General features: G+C 48.8%; 20 protein-coding genes and 1 tRNA gene. 10 read left to right on the top strand and 11 right to left on the bottom strand.

All coding sequences use genetic code 11. The annotated features are described in order from the left end of the window. Nucleotides 1-248: 248 nt before the first annotated feature. Nucleotides 249-1,511, top strand: a complete 1,263-nt coding sequence (locus IPP66_04220) for a glucose-1-phosphate adenylyltransferase (protein MBK9924477.1) — start codon at nt 249-251, stop codon at nt 1,509-1,511. Between the two features lie 267 nt (nt 1,512-1,778). Next, nucleotides 1,779-4,679 carry a cation-translocating P-type ATPase gene (locus IPP66_04215; GenBank protein MBK9924476.1) on the top strand — a complete coding sequence of 967 codons (2,901 nt, stop codon included), beginning with the start codon at nt 1,779-1,781 and terminating at the stop codon, nt 4,677-4,679. A gap of 54 nt (nt 4,680-4,733) precedes the next feature. On the opposite strand, the gene IPP66_04210 is transcribed toward IPP66_04215, so the two are convergent. The 4 genes from IPP66_04210 to IPP66_04195 all read right to left on the bottom strand — a co-directional run bounded on the left by IPP66_04210 (nt 4,734) and on the right by IPP66_04195 (nt 6,541). Beyond that, entirely contained in the window at nt 4,734-5,351 is a 618-nt protein-coding gene (locus tag IPP66_04210) for a ribonuclease HII (GenBank protein MBK9924475.1), read from the bottom strand. Beyond that, a complete protein-coding gene (locus IPP66_04205; protein ID MBK9924474.1) occupies nt 5,335-6,087 on the bottom strand; it encodes a glycosyltransferase family 2 protein in 753 nt (250 codons plus the stop codon). Before IPP66_04205 ends, IPP66_04210 begins: the two co-directional genes overlap by 17 nt. After that, the gene (locus tag IPP66_04200) at nt 6,087-6,386 is read right to left on the bottom strand and encodes a hypothetical protein (GenBank protein ID MBK9924473.1); all 300 of its coding nucleotides are present in this window, start codon (nt 6,384-6,386) and stop codon (nt 6,087-6,089) included. The genes IPP66_04205 and IPP66_04200 overlap by 1 nt, the downstream gene beginning before the upstream one ends. A gap of 80 nt (nt 6,387-6,466) precedes the next feature. Next, nucleotides 6,467-6,541, bottom strand: a tRNA-Pro gene (locus IPP66_04195). 35 nt (nt 6,542-6,576) lie between these two features. Between IPP66_04195 and IPP66_04190 the strand changes: the two genes are divergently transcribed. The 3 genes from IPP66_04190 (at nt 6,577) to IPP66_04180 (ending at nt 9,639) form a co-directional block, all read left to right on the top strand. Next, nucleotides 6,577-7,476: a hypothetical protein gene (locus IPP66_04190; GenBank protein MBK9924472.1), complete on the top strand. Its 900-nt coding sequence runs from the start codon at nt 6,577-6,579 to the stop codon at nt 7,474-7,476. Between the two features lie 61 nt (nt 7,477-7,537). Continuing rightward, nucleotides 7,538-8,239: an MBL fold metallo-hydrolase gene (locus tag IPP66_04185; protein ID MBK9924471.1), complete on the top strand. Its 702-nt coding sequence runs from the start codon at nt 7,538-7,540 to the stop codon at nt 8,237-8,239. 149 nt (nt 8,240-8,388) lie between these two features. Further along, entirely contained in the window at nt 8,389-9,639 is a 1,251-nt protein-coding gene (locus IPP66_04180) for an NAD(P)/FAD-dependent oxidoreductase (protein ID MBK9924470.1), read from the top strand. Here the strand turns inward: IPP66_04180 and IPP66_04175 are convergent. From IPP66_04175 to IPP66_04165, 3 genes are read right to left on the bottom strand one after another with little or no spacing between them, the layout of a single operon-like run. After that, on the bottom strand, nt 9,626-10,348 hold the full coding sequence (locus IPP66_04175) for a CPBP family intramembrane metalloprotease (GenBank protein MBK9924469.1): 723 nt from the start codon (nt 10,346-10,348) through the stop codon (nt 9,626-9,628). The two genes, IPP66_04180 and IPP66_04175, sit on opposite strands and share 14 nt — an antisense overlap. Beyond that, nucleotides 10,345-10,710: a hypothetical protein gene (locus IPP66_04170; GenBank protein ID MBK9924468.1), complete on the bottom strand. Its 366-nt coding sequence runs from the start codon at nt 10,708-10,710 to the stop codon at nt 10,345-10,347. Before IPP66_04170 ends, IPP66_04175 begins: the two co-directional genes overlap by 4 nt. Before the next feature lie 22 nt (nt 10,711-10,732). After that, entirely contained in the window at nt 10,733-11,254 is a 522-nt protein-coding gene (locus IPP66_04165) for a DUF3592 domain-containing protein (protein MBK9924467.1), read from the bottom strand. Nucleotides 11,255-11,327: 73 nt separating this feature from the next. On the opposite strand from IPP66_04165, the gene IPP66_04160 reads away from it, so the two are divergent. Next, nucleotides 11,328-11,609: a hypothetical protein gene (locus tag IPP66_04160; GenBank protein ID MBK9924466.1), complete on the top strand. Its 282-nt coding sequence runs from the start codon at nt 11,328-11,330 to the stop codon at nt 11,607-11,609. Here IPP66_04160 and IPP66_04155 read toward each other — a convergent pair. Further along, entirely contained in the window at nt 11,579-12,115 is a 537-nt protein-coding gene (locus IPP66_04155; protein MBK9924465.1) for a YbaK/prolyl-tRNA synthetase associated domain-containing protein, read from the bottom strand. The two genes, IPP66_04160 and IPP66_04155, sit on opposite strands and share 31 nt — an antisense overlap. Nucleotides 12,116-12,192: 77 nt before the next feature. Between IPP66_04155 and IPP66_04150 the strand changes: the two genes are divergently transcribed. After that, nucleotides 12,193-12,546: a hypothetical protein gene (locus tag IPP66_04150; GenBank protein ID MBK9924464.1), complete on the top strand. Its 354-nt coding sequence runs from the start codon at nt 12,193-12,195 to the stop codon at nt 12,544-12,546. A gap of 7 nt (nt 12,547-12,553) precedes the next feature. On the opposite strand, the gene IPP66_04145 is transcribed toward IPP66_04150, so the two are convergent. Next, nucleotides 12,554-13,318 carry a sulfite exporter TauE/SafE family protein gene (locus IPP66_04145; protein MBK9924463.1) on the bottom strand — a complete coding sequence of 255 codons (765 nt, stop codon included), beginning with the start codon at nt 13,316-13,318 and terminating at the stop codon, nt 12,554-12,556. Between the two features lie 89 nt (nt 13,319-13,407). Then, nucleotides 13,408-14,694, bottom strand: a complete 1,287-nt coding sequence (locus IPP66_04140; GenBank protein MBK9924462.1) for a mannanase — start codon at nt 14,692-14,694, stop codon at nt 13,408-13,410. A gap of 107 nt (nt 14,695-14,801) precedes the next feature. Here IPP66_04140 and IPP66_04135 point away from each other — a divergent pair, with 107 nt between their 5' ends. Further along, nucleotides 14,802-15,227: a hypothetical protein gene (locus IPP66_04135; GenBank protein ID MBK9924461.1), complete on the top strand. Its 426-nt coding sequence runs from the start codon at nt 14,802-14,804 to the stop codon at nt 15,225-15,227. A gap of 94 nt (nt 15,228-15,321) precedes the next feature. Beyond that, nucleotides 15,322-16,914 (top strand): hypothetical protein, encoded by a 1,593-nt coding sequence (locus tag IPP66_04130; GenBank protein MBK9924460.1) that lies wholly within the window; start codon nt 15,322-15,324, stop codon nt 16,912-16,914. Between the two features lie 192 nt (nt 16,915-17,106). Here the strand turns inward: IPP66_04130 and IPP66_04125 are convergent, their stop codons facing one another. Next, nucleotides 17,107-17,250, bottom strand: coding sequence for a hypothetical protein (locus IPP66_04125; GenBank protein ID MBK9924459.1), 144 nt, complete (start codon nt 17,248-17,250; stop codon nt 17,107-17,109). 2 nt (nt 17,251-17,252) lie between these two features. Between IPP66_04125 and IPP66_04120 the strand changes: the two genes are divergently transcribed. Continuing rightward, a complete protein-coding gene (locus IPP66_04120; protein MBK9924458.1) occupies nt 17,253-17,717 on the top strand; it encodes a DinB family protein in 465 nt (154 codons plus the stop codon). Nucleotide 17,718: the final 1 nt, after the last annotated feature.

Raw genomic sequence — 17,718 nt, 5'->3', positions numbered from 1 at the left:
TAAATTTGTAATCAGGAGATAGCGCCTGATCATGTCGCGAGACTGCCAGTGGAAGGTGGTTTCGCGTTCTTGATTTTTTCCGCTATTGGTAAAGGAGAGACAAATGAAGCTTTACTTGTTCTTTGCGTTGATCGATCTGCTGATCTTGTTGGCGTACCCATTTGTTTTTATTGCATCAAAAGTACGCAAATATTTCGGTTTTAAGGGATAATAGCCAAGTAATACAATCTATTGCATAGGAGGCTGTTATGCCGTCAATGAACAATGTTCTGGGTGTAATCATGGGAGGAGGGCGGGGGTCGCGCCTGCATCCGTTGACCCAGATGCGTTCAAAACCGGCTGTGCCTATTGCGGGAAAATATCGGTTGATCGACATTCCCATCAGTAACTGTATCAATTCGGGGATCTATCGTGTTGCGGTTCTAACTCAATTCAATTCTGTTTCATTGCATCGACATATTTCACAAGCGTATAACTTTGACGTGTTCCATACCGGCTGGGTGCAGATCTGGGCCGCCGAGCAGACTCCTCAAAGTGCAGATTGGTACCAGGGAACGGCAGATGCCGTCCGCAAGCAGTTGTTCGAGATTCAGGCAACGGGCGCGGATTATGTGTTGATCCTTGCTGGCGATCACCTCTACCGCATGGATTATCAGAAGATGGCCGAGTTCCACTGGGAGAAAAAAGCCGATATAACAGTAGCAGTTCAACCCGTAGCGCGAAGCGAAGCGTCCCGTTTTGGGATATTGAAAGTGGAAGAGGATGATCGCATCTCCGCTTTCATTGAAAAGCCGAAAGACCCGGAAGTCCAGAACAAATTCATCAGCCGCAAGGATGCTGACCAACCGTTCCTTGGTTCGATGGGCATTTATATGTTCAAGACAAAGGTGTTGAGCGATCTTTTGAACTATCATTTGCGAAGTGATGATTTTGGCGGCGATATCATCCCGCAGGCGATCCTCTCGCATAAGGTGTACGGCTATGACTTTGATGGATATTGGGAAGATATTGGGACGATCCGTTCGTTCTATGAAACCAATTTAAAGTTGACACACTCAAACCCGCCATTCAATTTCTATGATACGAAGGCACCGATCTATACTCATGCGCGTTTCTTGCCGGGTTCCATTGTGGAAGAAAGCAAATTGCAGGATGTGTTGATCGCAGAGGGGTGCCGCGTTAGCAAGGCCGATATTACCCATTCGATTGTGGGGGTTCGCTCTCAGGTGGCCGAGGGAACGGTCATCAAGGATAGCATTGTCATGGGGGCTGATTATTATGATGCGGAGAGGCCGGGCGGGAACACCCCGATCGGGATCGGGAAGAATTGTCATATCGAGTCAGCCATCTTGGATAAGAACGTGCGCATCGGTGATAACGTAACGATCCTGCCGTTCCCGCGCAATCACAAGGATATGGATGGCGGTTTCTATTTTGTGCGCGATGGTATTGTGGTGATCGCGAAGGATACTGAAATTCCCACAGGCACAAGAATCGCACCTGCGGAATAACGAACGAGACGTCCTCGGCCTGACACTCCTGCCAGGTTATGTGACTTGACACCCTTGTAACGGAAGAATACACTTACCTTTGGTTGGGGAGTAGCCGTGGTGCTTTGTTCAATACCGGAGCGCCATTGGATCGTCGTCACACCATTGACCGAAAGGTCATCGGCGATCCATGCGCACTTATGCGTTGGCAAGACCACCACAGTACTGTGGTGGTCTTTTTTCTTTTTTTAGGACTTGTACGGTAAATTTACTTTGGAGAATACATGAATGACGCTTGTAGCTAACAACCACGAACATGATTGGCACTCACTTACCCCTGAACAGGTCCTCGAACATTTCGAGGTGCAGGATGGCGGACTAAAAACAGAAGATGTAAAGAAACGTCTTGAGCAGTATGGCCCGAACCAGTTGAAGGAGGCTCCACGTACAACATTTCTGCAAATGTTATGGGATCAGCTCAATAATTTTGTAGTGATCCTGTTGATCGTGGCTTCTGTGATCTCTGCCCTTCTCGGCGATTATGTAGAAGCCGCGGCGATCATGGCCATTGTAGTTTTGAATGCAGTGTTAGGCATCGTGCAGGAAAGACGTGCGGAGGAGGCGCTGGCCGCCCTCAAGAAACTTGCCGCGCCCGATGCACAGGTGATGCGCGATGGGCACAGACGGTCTGTGCCTTCGTATGAACTGGTACCCGGCGATGTTGTTTTCCTTGAAGCGGGCAATTTCATCCCTGCCGATATTCGTCTGTTAGAAGCGGTCAACTTGCGTGTGGAGGAAGCATCGCTTACGGGAGAGTCACTCCCCGTTCAAAAGAATGCCGCAACGGTTCTCGATAAAAACGTCCCGCTCGGTGATCGCAAGAACACTGCATTTATGGGCACTCTTGTATCCTATGGGCGCGGACGCGGTGTTGTGACGGGCACCGGCATGCGCACACAGTTGGGCTTGATTGCAACCATGCTTCAAAATGTGGAAACAGAAGAAACCCCGTTACAGCGCAGGCTCGATCAACTCGGGAAATCCCTAAGCATTGGTTCACTTATCCTTGTGGCCATCGTGTTCGTTGTGGCGTTGATTAACTACACAAACATCAACGGGCTCTTTACCGGTCCGCTGGCGTATTTGAAAGAATATGCGGCTGAGATCACAGAAGTGTTCATCATCGCCGTCAGCCTTGCGATTGCCGCCGTGCCGGAAGGCCTTCCTGCTGTTGTGACCATTTCTCTCGCGCTTGGTATGCGGGAGATGATCAAACGCCACGCACTCATCCGTAAGCTGGCTTCTGTTGAGACGCTTGGGTCTGCCACTGTGATCTGTTCCGACAAAACTGGCACACTCACGCAAAACGAAATGACGGTCACACGTTTGTGGACGGATGGTCAATTCATTGATATTACGGGTACGGGGTATGTGCCTAAAGGTGAATTCCATGTAGATGGCAAACCTGTGGACATCGCTCAATATCCCGGTGCATCGACAACGCTTTGGCTGGGTGTGTTGAACAACGATGCCGAGATCGAAACTACAGGTACAAGTGAAGACCAGCAGACCTATCGCATTGTTGGTGACCCAACCGAAGGTGCGTTGATCGTGGCCGCCACCAAAGCAGGTGCTGAGCACCTTCAAATTGACAAAGCGTATCCTCGTGAAAATGAAGTGCCATTCGACTCAGAACGCAAACGTATGATCACCATTCATAACGTCCGCGAACCGCGTGTGAACGACATTTCTCCCTTTAGCAATAACAAAATGAAGGATTGGGATGTGATCGCCGTGAAAGGCGCGCCCGATGTAGTGCTTGAATTGTGCTCGCACTATCAAACGATGAATGACGACTCAAAGCCGTTGGATGAAGAATCTCGTAAACGTATCCTTGCCGCCAACGACGCCATGACAAAAGATGCTCTGCGTGTGCTTGGCCTCGCCTATCGCGTGGTGGAGAATGTGCCCGATAACCCCGATGAACTCAAAGCCGATGAACTAGAAAAGGATCTTGTATTTGTCGGCCTTGTCGGTATGATCGACCCCTCGCGTAATGAAGTAAAACCTGCGCTTGCACATGCCCGTGAAGCAGGCATACGCACGGTGATGATCACCGGGGATTATCCCAATACCGCGCGTGCCATTGCAGAGTCGATCGGGTTACTACAACCTGGCCATAAAGTTGCCACCGGCGCGGATGTAGACGCCATGTCTGACGATGTGTTGCGTCAGGAAATCAAAGTCACAGATGTGTTCGCTCGTGTCTCCCCCGAACACAAGATGCGCATCGTCGATGCTCTGCAAGCCAACGACGAGATCGTAGCCATGACCGGTGACGGCGTCAACGATGCGCCTGCCATCAAGCGCGCCGATATTGGCGTGGCGATGGGTATTACCGGTACGGATGTTGCCAAAGAAACTGCCGACATGGTCCTTACTGACGATAACTACGCCAGCATCGTCGCCGCTGTTGAACAGGGACGTATCATCTATTCGAACATCCGCAAGTTCGTGTTCTTCCTGCTTTCCTCTAACATTGCGGAGATCATGATCATCTTCCTTGCCACCCTGGCTGGGCTCCCCGCTCCGCTGACGGCGATCCAACTTCTCTGGCTCAATCTCATCACAGACGGTGCGCCTGCGCTTGCTCTCGCTGTTGAAAAAGGCGACCCCGACATCATGCAACAGAAGCCACGTGCCAAGAACGAGCCTATTGTTAATCGCAGTATGGCAGTTGGCATGGTTATCCAAACCATCACACAGACAGCAGCTGTTCTCACTGCTTTCGGGTTTGGCTTGCTTTGGCATCTTGAAAGCAATGCGGTGGTTGTAGGTAATCCACTTACTTACATTCTTCAACATAACTGGATCGGCGTTGATGTGCAATCTGCGGAAACGATGGCGTTCGTCACACTTTCCTTGTGTGAGCTTTTCCGCGCTTACACCGTCCGTTCTGAACGCGCCTCGCTCTTTAGCATTGGCATGTTCTCGAACCGCTACATGCAATACGCAGTTGGCCTTTCGATTGCTTTGTTGCTGATCGTGTGTGCTGTGCCTTTCCTGCAACCGATCTTCAATACGCACTTCCTCAGCTTGCGCGAATGGAGTTTGGTAGTGGGCTTGGCGCTGATCCCTGCCATTTCTGAAGAGATCACCAAGTTCTTCCTGCGAAGAGGGAACGGATAAACTTAAATTTCCCCGTTTGAATCAATTACGGATTACGCACTGCGTAATCCGTAATTATTTAACTCGAAATGTTTTGCGATGTATATCGGACAACCCCAATCGCTTCATCGCGGACCGATGAGCCTGTGTGCCGTATCCCTTATGCTTTATCAACCCGTAGCCTTGATACTGCGAATCCAATTCGCGCATGAGTGCGTCACGTTCTGTCTTTGCAAGGATGGATGCACAGGCAATGCTCAAACATCGTGCATCGCCTTTGACGAGGGATGTCTGAGAGATATCCAATTGTGGAAGTTCGAGACGGAAGTCGGTCAGTAGATATTGAGGAGTGATCGTGAACTGATGCAATGCGCGAATGGCCGCCAAACGTGTGGCGCGCACAATACCTTGCGCGTCTATTTCATCGGCCGTAGCAAAACCGACTGCCCATGCCAACGCAACCTCTCGAATGCGAGGCGCAAGCGAATCACGTTTGAGGGGAGTCATCTGCTTGGAATCACGTGCCCCGACCAAAGTCGAGGAAAGAAGCGTTTTATCGTTCGGTAATATCACTGCCCCAACAGAAACAGGCCCTGCCAATGCACCACGTCCGGCCTCATCCAAGCCTGCGATATACAACAGGCCGCTATCCCAAAGATTTGTTTCAAACGAGAGATCAGGGTTTTGGATCATACAATCCGCGGCGCGTGTTGCGCCGAATCAGGAGCAAATCGAGAAACATGCGAAGGGAGTCTCGGACGACACTTATTTTACTGTCCGCATTGAAATACCAGTGAATGGGGACTTCAACAATCTGATAGCCGTGGTGGCGCGCAATGAAGAGAAGTTCTACATCAAAGGCCCAACCTGTGAGAGTTTGATAGGGGTAGATATCACGTGCAATATCTGCACGAATACATTTGAAGCCACATTGTGTATCCTGTAAGCCTGGCAACACCAACCAACGGATCAAAGTGTTGAACACGCGCCCGGTAAAATGTCGATACGGAGGTTCATTGTAACGAACAGCGCCGGGTGCTTCGCGTGAGCCGATGGCAATATCCACTTTATTGAGTTGTGGCGGGATGAATCTGCTGATCTCTTCAATAGGCATCGAAAGATCTGCATCGCACATAAATAAATACTCGCCTTGGGCTTCCTTTACGCCTCGTTGAATGGCGCGTCCCTTACCACGTTGGTCATTTTGAATCACGCGGATGGCCTTGTGTTTCTGTGCAAACTCCTGAGCAACTTGGAGTGTGCGATCTACGCTACCGTTCTCAACAATGACGATCTCGAATGTAAAAGATTGCTTTTCGAAAAAACGAATCATCTGCTCCAGTGTGTCGGGCAGGCGACTCTCTTCGTTATAAGCAGGAATGATGACAGACAGAAATGTAGACAAGGCGTTTATTCGGGAACCCCAAATTAAAAAACAGGAACTTCCAACTCATCGCGATCTGATTCACTGCGAGTTGAAATGAAATCCTTACCGTCACGGCTCACGATCTGTACAGGTTTTCCTTCTTCGAATGTGCCCGCCCAAAATTCTTTGCGCACCCCCGTCAGAAACTTCTTTCCGCTTTTGATACGTTCAAGCAGATCCTTGCGTTCGATCAGTACACGATCTGAAAATGTTGCACCGCGTCGTTCATAAGCACGTACGATTACGATCTGTCCGTTCTTATAACGGACTGCTTCTATAATTCCATCGAATTTCTTTGCCATGATTGTTCTCCATATGGATTTTAGCATAAACAATTAAAAGACCCTAAAGGTTTTTAAAACCTTTAGGGTCTATAGTTGAGTCGGGGCGCCGGGATTCGAACCCGGGGCCTCTTGCTCCCAAAGCAAGCGCGCTAGCCGGACTGCGCTACGCCCCGATACTGTATCAAGGTCTGTGAGTATAATGCGTGGGATGAATACCCGTCAAGCTACAATACTGTCAATAATCTTGCTCACGCTTCTTTCTGGACTGTCCGGCTGTGCCCCGTCCGAAGAGCCTATCCGCCTTATTACGGCGGTTCCACCTACTTTAACCTCCACCCCTGCGCCGACAAGCACCTTCACGCCATCGTCGCCCACAGAAACACCGACTCCCACGCCGTTGACCTGTCTCACTCAACCTGGCCGTATCGAGTCCGGTACGCTCGAAACGACAACACCTTTCCAGGAATATTTCATCTACTTGCCTCCCTGTTACGATGAGCAAGCGGACAAGCGCTACCCTGTCCTTTACCTCCTGCATGGACAGACCTACACCGCCGACCAATGGGTCCGCCTCGGTGCGGCGAACGTTCTAGATAACCTGATCCGCTCCGGCGAGTCACAACCTTTCATCATTGTCTTTCCCGATGACCGCTATTGGAATATGCCACCCGGTGCGGCTTTTGGACAAAGACTCATAGACAACCTCATCCCATACGTTGATTCAACCTATCGTACCTTGCCCGATCGGAATCATCGTGCCATTGGCGGCATGTCCCGAGGTGCAGGCTGGGCATTTGAATTGGGCCTCAGCCGCTGGGACCTGTTCAGTGTGGTTGGCTTACATTCCCTTGCCATTCTTCAGGGTGATCGTTCGCGGCTGGATAAATGGATCGCCAACATACCGGATTCCTCACGCCCAGATATTTTTATGGACATCGGAGACAACGATCAAGAATTGAACATGGCCATTTCTGTGGAAGCAAGCCTTACCGAAAAAGGCATCGTTCATGAATGGCATCTCTACCGTGGCGCTCACACCGAAGAATATTGGAGCGCACATGTGAACGAATATATCGAATGGTATGCCAGCCAGTGGAATGCCCAATAAAAGGCCAGTGTACTCAAAGCGCAGTTATAATCACATCAGTACACCCGAAAGGATATAGCTCATGTCATTCTCTTTCCATCGCATTCCGCTCGGCATATGCAATTGTTTCCTCCTGCGCGGCGAACAGACGATCTTGATCGATGCTGGCGCCGTTGGGCAACAGAAAACTTTCACAAAGGCCCTGCAAAAATTAAACGTTGACCCGAAAGAAATCTCCCTCATTCTGCTCACGCACGGACACTGGGATCACATCGGCACACTACATCCCATTCAACAACTCACAGGTGCAAAGATCGCAGTGCATCATCGCGATCAGGCCTGGGTGGAAAGCGGTAAGCCCGATTTCCCGAACGGCACCAATGGGTATGGACGTATCATGTCCGCCGCAGCAAAACGTCTTCTCAACCCCAATCTTCCTCCGGTCAAAGTAGATCGTGTTCTCGATGACAATGGACTGTCGCTGGCGGAGTTCGGGATTCCCGGCAAGGTTGTTTACACGCCCGGCCACTCGATGGGGCATGTCAGCATCCTGCTTGATTCAGGGAATGCCTTCGTCGGTGATATGGCGATGAACGATTGGTATCTGCGCCTTACACCCGGCCTGCCCGTGCTGGCCGATGATATCAACATGGTCGTTCAAAGCTGGAAGAAAATTTTGCCAATGGGGATTCAGCGAGTCCATCCCGCGCATGGTATGGACTTTTCTATTGACGTGATGCAAAAAGAAGTTGCGGACTTTGACCGCCTCCACCCAAGCCGATAGCTGATTCAGTTTCAATGGGGCGTTACTCAGGCGACAGTTTTCTTTGTCGCCTTTTTGTTTGGGTTAAGTTGACAAATATTGTCCTATTCATTATAATAATTGTGTAATATTTCACAATTAAGCATAAGCATAGAAAGCATAGGAAAACCATGAACGCCAAACAACTCCCCCATGTTGTCATTATCGGAGCAGGCTTTGCCGGGCTGACCGCCGCAAAGAAACTGCGAAATGCCCCTGTCCGCATTACGCTTGTAGACAGAAACAACTATCATCTCTTCCAGCCGTTGCTATATCAAGTTGCCATCGCAGGGCTTGTCCCTTCACAGGTGGCTTATCCTTTGCGGACGATCTTTCGTAACCAGAAGAACCTCACTTTCCAAATGGGCGAAGTGACGTCCATTGATCTTGAGTCTCGTTATGTGAAACTCAATGGCTCGGTTATTGCATATGATTATTTGATCCTTGCTGTGGGCGGAGAGACGAATTTCTTCGGTCTGGAGTCTGTGCAACAGAATGGCTTTCAACTCAAGGATATTGAAAGCGCTGTCAACACACGTAATCACCTCTTGAAAATGTTCGAGGGTGCCAGCCGTGAAGCGGACGCAGACAAGCGCAAAGCGATGTTAACTTTCGTTGTCGTGGGCGGTGGCCCGACCGGCGTAGAGACATCCGGTGCTTTGGCCGAACTGATCACGCATGTGATGAAACGTGAATATCCTACACTGGATATCCGTGAGACGCGAGTCCTTTTGCTGGAGGCAGGTAATGCTTTGATCGCGAGTTATCCCGATGAATTGCGCAAAGCTACACTTCGTTTGTTACAAAAGAAAAACGTGGAAGTTTTATTCAAAGCACAGCTTACGGACTATAACGGTCAACGTGTTGCTTTGGCTGATGGGACAGAGATCAAAGCCAATACGCTGATCTGGACGGCCGGGGTGAAAGCGGCCGGGATCACGAATCGGCTTGGGGTTCAGGTGGCAGGTTCAGGTCGAGTGAGAAGCGAGGCGACTTTGCAGTTACCGGGTCATCGCGAAGTGTATGTTCTGGGCGATGTATCCTATCTTGAGAATGGGAACGGTCAGCCGCTTCCGATGCTTTCAACAGTAGCCATCCAGCAGGGAGAAGTTGTCGCGGACAATATCCAACGCGCGATCAAGGGTGTGGAGCAAAAACGATTTCAGTATAAGGACCCGGGCCTGCTCGCAACGATCGGACGGAATGCGGCTGTGGCGCGGATCTGGGGTCTTTCATTTAGCGGGTTGATCGCGTGGTTGATCTGGGTTGGGTTGCATATCTATCGCATTATCGGGTTTCGCAACCGGCTGGTGGTGCTTATCAACTGGGCGTGGGATTACTTCTTCTATGATAATCAGGTGCGGTTAATTACACGGGAATAAGGTTGGGCATATGTGTGGCGGCGTAGGCGGTGAATAACCCCATGGCATTGACCAGTACATGCAGGATCATACCCGGCCAGACTGAGTTGGTGCGGTGATACATGTAGGCCAGCAAGGCTCCTAAAATGGACGTTGGGATGAAGGCTACTGGGTCGAGATGCGCCGCACCAAAGATCAGGGAACTTAGTATCATGCCGTTGATCCATCCATATTTTTGGCGGAAGCCTTGAAAGAGGAAGCCACGGAAGAATAACTCTTCTACGAATGGCGCAAAGATGACACCCACCAGCATGAACCATACTGGCGAGTCGATGGAGTTGAATAATTGCAGAACCTCTTCGCCTTGGGTGCCGATACCCAGCAAGGTAAGGATGCTGTTGTGTAAGAAGATGACCATAAAGCATACGACCAGCAAACCACATCCAAGTGCGAGTGTTTCCCATTTGAATGTGCCGAAGCCAAGAGATTTGGGATTGGCGCGTCTGTAAGTGAAGATCACAATTAAAGGCAGAAGATACGTGAGTTGAACGAGGACCAGCAAGGCGCTTTGCGCAAGTTGATTTCCAAGTCCTTTGTATGCGGCGAAGAGCAGACCCACATCGATCAAGGCCAGCAGAAAGATGCCGATCCAATGGTCAATGGGTTTCCACGGAACGGAATAACTTGGCGTTTCAGGTGTTGTGATGGTTCCTTGCATCTCTGAATTCATGATCCTTCTCTCATTTCTCGGTAAACCAACCATTGACCCTTGCGGTCGTCTACATTTTTCATAGCTCTATCGTAATAGATATCGAAGATCTGATCTGTATCCACTTTTACACGGAAGTAGAATCTGCCTACGTTCAACGATCCGCGTGTGGATGCGGTTGCCGCGTGGGCAGAACGCATATTGCGCGCCATTTTGCCGCGGCGCGTGAAGTCGCTCCATGAAGAGAGCATTTCTATGATGTGATATGTTTTACTTCCCCAGATGAATCCGTTTGGGCAATCGGGGCTTTTCTCAAGCGCGGGAGGGGTGTCGAAGATGGGTTCGATGGGTTGATCGAGAAAGTGGATGGGCGAGAAATCCATATTGATTACTTATCTTCTGCGTTCATTCTATAAGATGCGGATCATTGCGCCAGAAGCCACGGACCAAAATGAAAGTTACTATCAAGGATGTGAAGATCATGACTGGGATAATAATGATCGGGAACAGCCAACGCTCTGTCCATTTGTTAATTTGTGCGGTGTTTGGATCAGCAGGATCGTAGATCACATTCACTTCTTCACCAACTTCGTAAGCAGGTGGGTAGGAGGCGTTACCGCTTTCGAAAGAATAGGTCTGATCGTTCGCAGTAAATTCGACAACAGGCGAATATACACAACAACCGCCGTCAGAGTCACTGCTTTCTTCAAGCCTGACAACCGTGCCGATGGCCGTCTTGCCTTCCGTGTCCAGTTTCCAGCTTGTGTAACCGGCGTACGCTCCCCATAGACAAAAACCCATGAAGAACAAGTTGGAAAGTATGATCCAACAACCGAGCTGTAATCGGTTGACGGCTCCGCCAACTTTTTCAACGGTATTCACTGTTTTGTCCACGGCTCGTTCGTAGTTCTTCTCGAAGTTGTCCATAATTCACCTCTAAAGTTTGGGTTGACGAACTTTTTGCGCTGAACGGTATAATCATAACGCAGAAAGGTATGAGATGATAAAACTTTATCGTGAAGAGAATAGTGCGCAGGCAAATATTATTGAAGCGGAGTTCCGTGAATTGGTTTTAGGTTATGACCGTATCGTAATCGGGCCAGATCAAGCCGTAAAATTATTTGGCACAGAAACTGCCCTGCCTGTGATCACAAACAACGAGCGTGTGGTCAGCGGCGATGAGATCCCTGCCTACATCAAGGAACTTACGAGGCTGGTCTATGATTGGCGTTTGTTCCAGAGCGATTCTTGTTATGTGGATGATAACGGCGGAACCTGTTGATCTGTGCTTCGCAATGCGATGTTGACAAGTAATGGCTTTGCGATGCGGATATAATCGTCCAACTTCATGAAGATGGACCGGTCAAGACGCCCGGCGTTGAACACAACTTCTTCATTCTCTTTGACCAGCGGGTCGACCAAAACTTGAAGCTGGTCGCTGAACGAAAAAGGCGGAATCGACCCGACAACGCATCCGGTCAACGCTTCAGCCTTCTCACGTGGAGCAACGCCAATGCTTTTCGCATTGAAGTGAGCCTTGATCGCATCCAGGTCCACGCGGCAATCGCCCGGTACATTGGCAAGGCAGTAGATGTTCTCTTTCTTGCTCAAGCGCACCTGTACCACCATGGACTTGACCGCCTGCTCAAGTTTGTTGCCGCGAATTTGAGTGATAAGTTCTGTGCGTCCTTCCGCTTCATGTTCGATGACGCGATAGATCGCCCCTTCTGCATCAAGCAAGGCACACAACTGTTCGTGGATGTTCGTTGTTGAGTTGTTAGATTCCATGTTGGCTCCTTACTCTTAAGCCATTATACTTTTCATGTTTCATGCTCAAGATATTTGGGGTATGATTTCAGGTAGATATGTCCACTGTTGAAAATAAAAAAGAATTATTCCGTCAAACTACAATTGCAGAGATCATTTCCATGTTCCAATCCCTGTTGGATGCGCTCGATATTCAGCCGGAGGAAGCCCTGGCTCTCGCAGGTGCGATCCATGCCGGGTTGAGAAACCCACAGGGAATGGATAGGGTTGCATATGCACGTTACGCACAGGCAATGGCTTTATTGAACCATCATCTACCCGATGTTCATCAGCACGTGGTTACCAATTGGCGTCTTCCTAAACCGAGATCGTCTGCATCAGAAAGAGCACATAACGATTCTCTTTTTGATGATACTGCTGTGATGCCGATACCGGGAAGTAAAAGCCCGTAAGAGAAATTTACCCGCGCACGAAATAAATGATCGAAATAATCACGCCTATGGTCACAACCGTCCACCGCAATGTGGACGGTTTGATTTTGCCTGCCAGTCGTCCGCCCAATGCGCCGCCGATGAGCGCGCCAATTGCCATGACCAACGCCACGGGCCAAATAACTTTCCCTGAAAACAAAAAGAAGATTGCCGCGGCCACATTGACCGCGAACGCGGCGACTTGTTTGAGTGCATTGAGGCGTGTCAAAGTATCTTCAATCGTCAACCCCAAAGCGGATAGAACGATCACGCTTAACCCTGCGCCGAAATACCCGCCATAGATCGATGCCACGCTGACGGGTAACCACGTCCACTTTTCGAGAGCACCGCTTTGACCCTGTGACATGCGACGTGTCAACCACGCACGGACCGGGTCTTGAATAGCAAGCAACCCTGATGCCAATAAGATGAGATACGGCACAAGTTCTTTGAATACTTTTTCACCTGTTTGCAAAAGGAGAAATCCGCCAATGATTCCGCCAACTGCCCCGGCAGGGATGATGAACCACAGGCGTTTGCCTTGTCCACGCAGATCATTGCGTTGTGCCAGAGTCCCGCTCAAATAGCCGGGGCAAAGCGCAACAGTATTCGTCACGTTAGCGGCAACAGCAGGAATACCTAGAAATGTAAGCGCAGGGAAGGTGATGAGCGTCCCGCCGCCAGCGAGGGCATTGACTGCGCCTGCGGCGAGGGCGGCTAAAGCAACAAGGATGTAGTTAATTGGAGTAAGCATACTGTAATGAGACTTCCTTGATCATTGGTGTAGGGGCGACCCGCCCAGCGAATGTCGAACACCTTGCCGATCACAACGGGTCGCCCTTACTATGGATTTGTGACTCGCATCATGTCCTTTGCGTGATCTGAGATGATCGCGATCGTCGACTCGTCGGTGTTGTAAACAGAGTACCAGCCAGGAGTCTCATGCGGAGGATCGCCGAGCCAGCCGTCGCCGGGGCGTGACGCGCCGCCCCATGCCCAGAAGTTATCTCCAGCCAGCGTCCCGCCTTTTTGGATAACGTCGAACACTTCGCCGAACATCGCTCTATAAAAACGATCGCGATACAGCGTGGACGACTGTGGGTCGTAAATATCATGCACGGGCTCCCAATCGCGCGCGAGACCGAACTCCTCAAGCACAAGCGGCTTGTTCAGCACTTTCATGTCGTACACGTGCCTGCGAAGATATGCGAGCGCATTCTGTTCGGCGCGATCATAGCTGTTTGGGTTCGCTGGATCATACCAACTCCAATTCTGCGGCCAGATGTGAATGGTGGCGTAATCTATATCGGGACTATCGTGCGTGCGTTTGAAATTGAGAGTCTCGCCGGGCGGCGTTCCCTCAGAACCTGTGGTGACCATGTGATACGGATCAAGCGACTTGATATACGCGGCTGTACCAGTGACCCATGCATATGGATACCTGCGCGGTTCGTTTGCCAGCTCCCATGCAAAGACAGTTGGGTCGTCGCGATACGCCAGACCCGTATACGGATTGACATGCGTGATGATCATCTTGATGTGATCGCGATACCACATCTGACATTCATCGCAACTGTAAAAACTTGATACATACGAAATGAACGTGCCCCAATCACCGGGGTAGGGAATGGATGTGCCGTTGCTCCATGAAACATATTGACCCATGCCACCTGACCATTGCCAATAATTGTTGAGGACCATTACGGCTTTCATGTCGTGCTTACTTACTTCGGACATAAAGAAATCGAGCCCATCAAGGACAGCTTCATCATAAACGCCGGGTGACTCCATCAACGCCGGGACCATGCGATACGGCTCCGTGTTTGGACCTTCGGACGAGGCCATCACCCGAAGATTTGTCACCCCGATCCGTTGCAGACGGTCTAACTCCGCCACAAGTTGATCTCGGTCGCCGTTGATACCGTCCACGCCCATGTTCATGCCCTGCCAAAAGTTTGCGCCCACGAAATAATAGGGATGTCCATCAAGGATGAACTTGCCGTCTTGAGCAGTGACAAAGCCGGGCGGGATGATTAAGTCTGTTATAGGGGTTGGTGTTGGGGTGGATGTCGCCGGAGTGCAGGCGAATAAAAGCAAGGCGATAATGCTGAGGATGATTTTCTTGTTCATGCTGGGTTGGTCAAGTATAGCATTGTTGATTTTATGCTCAGTATATGAGTTATGTCTTCTAAAAAATAAATGTATAATCAAAATAAGTCACTTGCTAAGGAGGAAGCATGAACGGGTTAGAAAAGAGATTTCGGGCGAAACACTCATGTCCTATCGAGATTGCAGACTATGATGATAATGCCAAATACTTGATTGGCTGGCCTGGCTATCGAACATCAAATAATAAATCTGGTTTAGGATATATGGAAACACAAGCTGAGTTGGCGCACATGCAGGGCGTTATGATCCGTTGGTTGCTTACCGGAAAATTGATAACGCGTAATCCAGTGTTTCTGTTCATTATGATCGTTTGGGGCACTCTTGTTGGGATACTTCCACTTATTATGCTTTTAGGAGAAGTTTTTCTTTCAAAAAATGTTTCAATTTTGTTTTACATATTCCCAGTATTGCCATACATGGTTGTTGGAGTAGGAGTGGTTATTAATGCTGTCGTTAGTATCTTGAATCCCAGTGCGCAATCTATTACTGGCTAATAATTAAGCATATTTGTTCATGGTGACAAGTTTACCTGGCCACTTTTAAGATGCTATCTCAGACCTTATAATATAAAGATAGGAGTGCAATTTCTTGTTAAAAAGCATTTATCAATACTTTTCCTTTGAGCCAGAGGATGCGAGGGCTTTTAAAGTCATTCGTCTCTTTTTCTTTGGCACTGCGCTAATTCTGTTTGCGTGGTTTCTATACTTTTCTGTTTCTACGATCATCATGCCGTATCAAATTGAATACCGCGAAGGGGCCGCACTGGTCATGACACAAATCCTGCTGAAGGGCGGTAACCCATTTTCTTTGGAGTATCAGCCCCTAGGCATGAATAATTATGGAATTGGGTATAGTCTGGTTGTGTTTCCATTCGCGAAGTTGTTTGGCAATACGTTGAGCACGCATCGAAGCGTCAATTTCTTTTTCCTTTTGGCTTCTCTGTTTCTGATCACAAGGACACTCTGGACGATTAAAAAGGATGTCTTGATTTCCGTTTTGGGCGGCTTGTTGATTGCTGTGATATTGGCTGGGCGTGGCGGGCTTGGGGCTTTTCCCTCGACCATGGGAGCGTTCTTATTTCTGGCGGCAATATTAATTCCCTGTATCTATTCGTTTAGCAATTCGAGTTTGATCATCAGCGCGTTTTTATCCATCGCGGCTTATTACACCAAGCCTTACTTCGTTATCGGGTTTGGAGTGGTGGCGATGTACACCTTTGTTTTTGTTTCCAAACGCAAGGCGATAGGGTATAGTTTATTTTTTATAACTATCTTTACTATATTGTTTTTAGGGGTCAGATATGTTTTTAAACTATACTTTATTAATACTGTTCTTAGCAACTTGTCCAATGCCAGTCGGTCGTCAGCGCGTTTGCTAGGGCAATTGATTGAAATTGGCGTAGAGTTTTATCCGGTCATCTTGTTGATTAGTCTGCTGCTGTTTTTTAACTTCCCTAATTTTTCAGCCGCACATGCATTTCTGAAGGGCCTCAGTTCGCGTTTAAGTTTTCTACAATTCGATGCGCCACTCTTGAAGATTGACTTCAATTATTTTGCCTTTATCTTCCTCTTTTGCTTTTCAGCTTTCATATCTGTTCTGGGATTACACACCGGGAATTACATGACTTATGCTTATCAACTTATGTTGCCCCCGTTTATTTTGTGGGTTTGCCACAAGTTAAATTCAAAAAATAGGTTTTCGATCATTGCGTTTGGTTTGCTTTTGGTCAACCTACTCATACTCGAAAATATTTTGTTAAAACCAGCCTTCCTGCGTCAAAGGGATTCGGCTGCATGGCGCGCCCTGTATACTTACGTGGCAAACACCCGGAGCGCTGTTAATTCGCCTGTGGTTACATCTGCGCTAATTGAGGCGGGTGTTCTACCGGTTGATTCTGGGCAAACTGAATATTATTACAATGTCGACTCGTATGCAAATAATAAATTATTTGGTCCGGTTTATGAAACATTCGAGGCGAATGGCGCAGCTTATCGTAAGATAATTCAACAGGCTGTTATTAGCCGCCAATTTGACAGAATTTTTACAACCAATGGCTATGGTAACGCGATTAACCTGGAAGTGATTAGTCGACATTATACTCAAGTAGACACCCTTACCGTCGATATGCCCCAAGTCCATCAGACTTGGATAATTGGCGTCTGGGAACCTCAAGAGAAATAATAGCTTCAGTTTGTTTTCTTGACTCTCCCCATATCTCTCTGTATAATCTCAGCTATTCAGAAGTAGTACGCATGAAGCGACCTGATAGAGAAGGAGACGAACGGTGGAAGTCTCCGCAGGGAAACAATGCCGAAGTCGTCTGATACACTTGCCGAAGAAATTAGCTGATAGCTTTTAGCAGTTAGCTGGAAACTAGAACGGCACGGGATTGCCCGTTACAGCAGAGACTGGTGTTAGCCAGTTACCGAGTGCGCCGATAAAACGGCGAATCGAGGTGGTACCGCGGAGCAACGCTTCGTCCTCTTGTTGGACGAGGCGTTTTTGTTTAAGGAACAAGAATGGATACGAAACAAGTAATTCAATCACAATATCTGGCCGCGCTGGCAATGCTAAAACAGGCCATTGTTAAGTGCCCGGATGCATTATGGGATGCCCCCGGCAATCAGGATGAATTTTGGAGAAAGTCCTATCACACACTTTTCTACGTCCATTTATATTTGCAGAACGCCGAAAAGGATTTCGTCCCATGGGAAAAGCATCATGACCCTGATGGCGCAGTGCCATTTACAAAAGATGAAGTGCTGGAATATCTGACTTTCGTCGAGAAGCAGGTTATGGAACGAGTTCCACTCACAGATCTGGATGCTGGATCAGGCTTCTACTGGTATCCGGTGGATAAACTGGAATTACAGTTAATCAACATCAGGCACATTCAACAACATGCGGGTGAACTGTATGAACGATTAGGAACACTTGAAAATATAGAACTTGGCTGGGAAGGTTTCAGCCATAATAAGGAGTAAG

The organism is Candidatus Defluviilinea proxima, assembly GCA_016721115.1.
GTDB lineage: Bacteria > Chloroflexota > Anaerolineae > Anaerolineales > Villigracilaceae > Defluviilinea > Defluviilinea proxima.
Note: the sequence above shows the minus strand (reverse complement) of the source record. Positions and strands in the feature narration are given on the sequence as shown.

Coding starts and splice junctions, on each gene's coding strand:
- IPP66_04220 (MBK9924477.1), top strand. CDS start 249: ATGCCGTCAATGAACAATGTTCTGGGTGTAATCATGGGAGGAGGGCGG.
- IPP66_04215 (MBK9924476.1), top strand. CDS start 1,779: ATGACGCTTGTAGCTAACAACCACGAACATGATTGGCACTCACTTACC.
- IPP66_04210 (MBK9924475.1), bottom strand. CDS start 5,351: ATGATCCAAAACCCTGATCTCTCGTTTGAAACAAATCTTTGGGATAGC.
- IPP66_04200 (MBK9924473.1), bottom strand. CDS start 6,386: ATGGCAAAGAAATTCGATGGAATTATAGAAGCAGTCCGTTATAAGAAC.
- IPP66_04190 (MBK9924472.1), top strand. CDS start 6,577: ATGAATACCCGTCAAGCTACAATACTGTCAATAATCTTGCTCACGCTT.
- IPP66_04185 (MBK9924471.1), top strand. CDS start 7,538: ATGTCATTCTCTTTCCATCGCATTCCGCTCGGCATATGCAATTGTTTC.
- IPP66_04180 (MBK9924470.1), top strand. CDS start 8,389: ATGAACGCCAAACAACTCCCCCATGTTGTCATTATCGGAGCAGGCTTT.
- IPP66_04175 (MBK9924469.1), bottom strand. CDS start 10,348: ATGAATTCAGAGATGCAAGGAACCATCACAACACCTGAAACGCCAAGT.
- IPP66_04170 (MBK9924468.1), bottom strand. CDS start 10,710: ATGGATTTCTCGCCCATCCACTTTCTCGATCAACCCATCGAACCCATC.
- IPP66_04165 (MBK9924467.1), bottom strand. CDS start 11,254: ATGGACAACTTCGAGAAGAACTACGAACGAGCCGTGGACAAAACAGTG.
- IPP66_04160 (MBK9924466.1), top strand. CDS start 11,328: ATGATAAAACTTTATCGTGAAGAGAATAGTGCGCAGGCAAATATTATT.
- IPP66_04155 (MBK9924465.1), bottom strand. CDS start 12,115: ATGGAATCTAACAACTCAACAACGAACATCCACGAACAGTTGTGTGCC.
- IPP66_04150 (MBK9924464.1), top strand. CDS start 12,193: ATGTCCACTGTTGAAAATAAAAAAGAATTATTCCGTCAAACTACAATT.
- IPP66_04145 (MBK9924463.1), bottom strand. CDS start 13,318: ATGCTTACTCCAATTAACTACATCCTTGTTGCTTTAGCCGCCCTCGCC.
- IPP66_04140 (MBK9924462.1), bottom strand. CDS start 14,694: ATGAACAAGAAAATCATCCTCAGCATTATCGCCTTGCTTTTATTCGCC.
- IPP66_04135 (MBK9924461.1), top strand. CDS start 14,802: ATGAACGGGTTAGAAAAGAGATTTCGGGCGAAACACTCATGTCCTATC.
- IPP66_04120 (MBK9924458.1), top strand. CDS start 17,253: ATGGATACGAAACAAGTAATTCAATCACAATATCTGGCCGCGCTGGCA.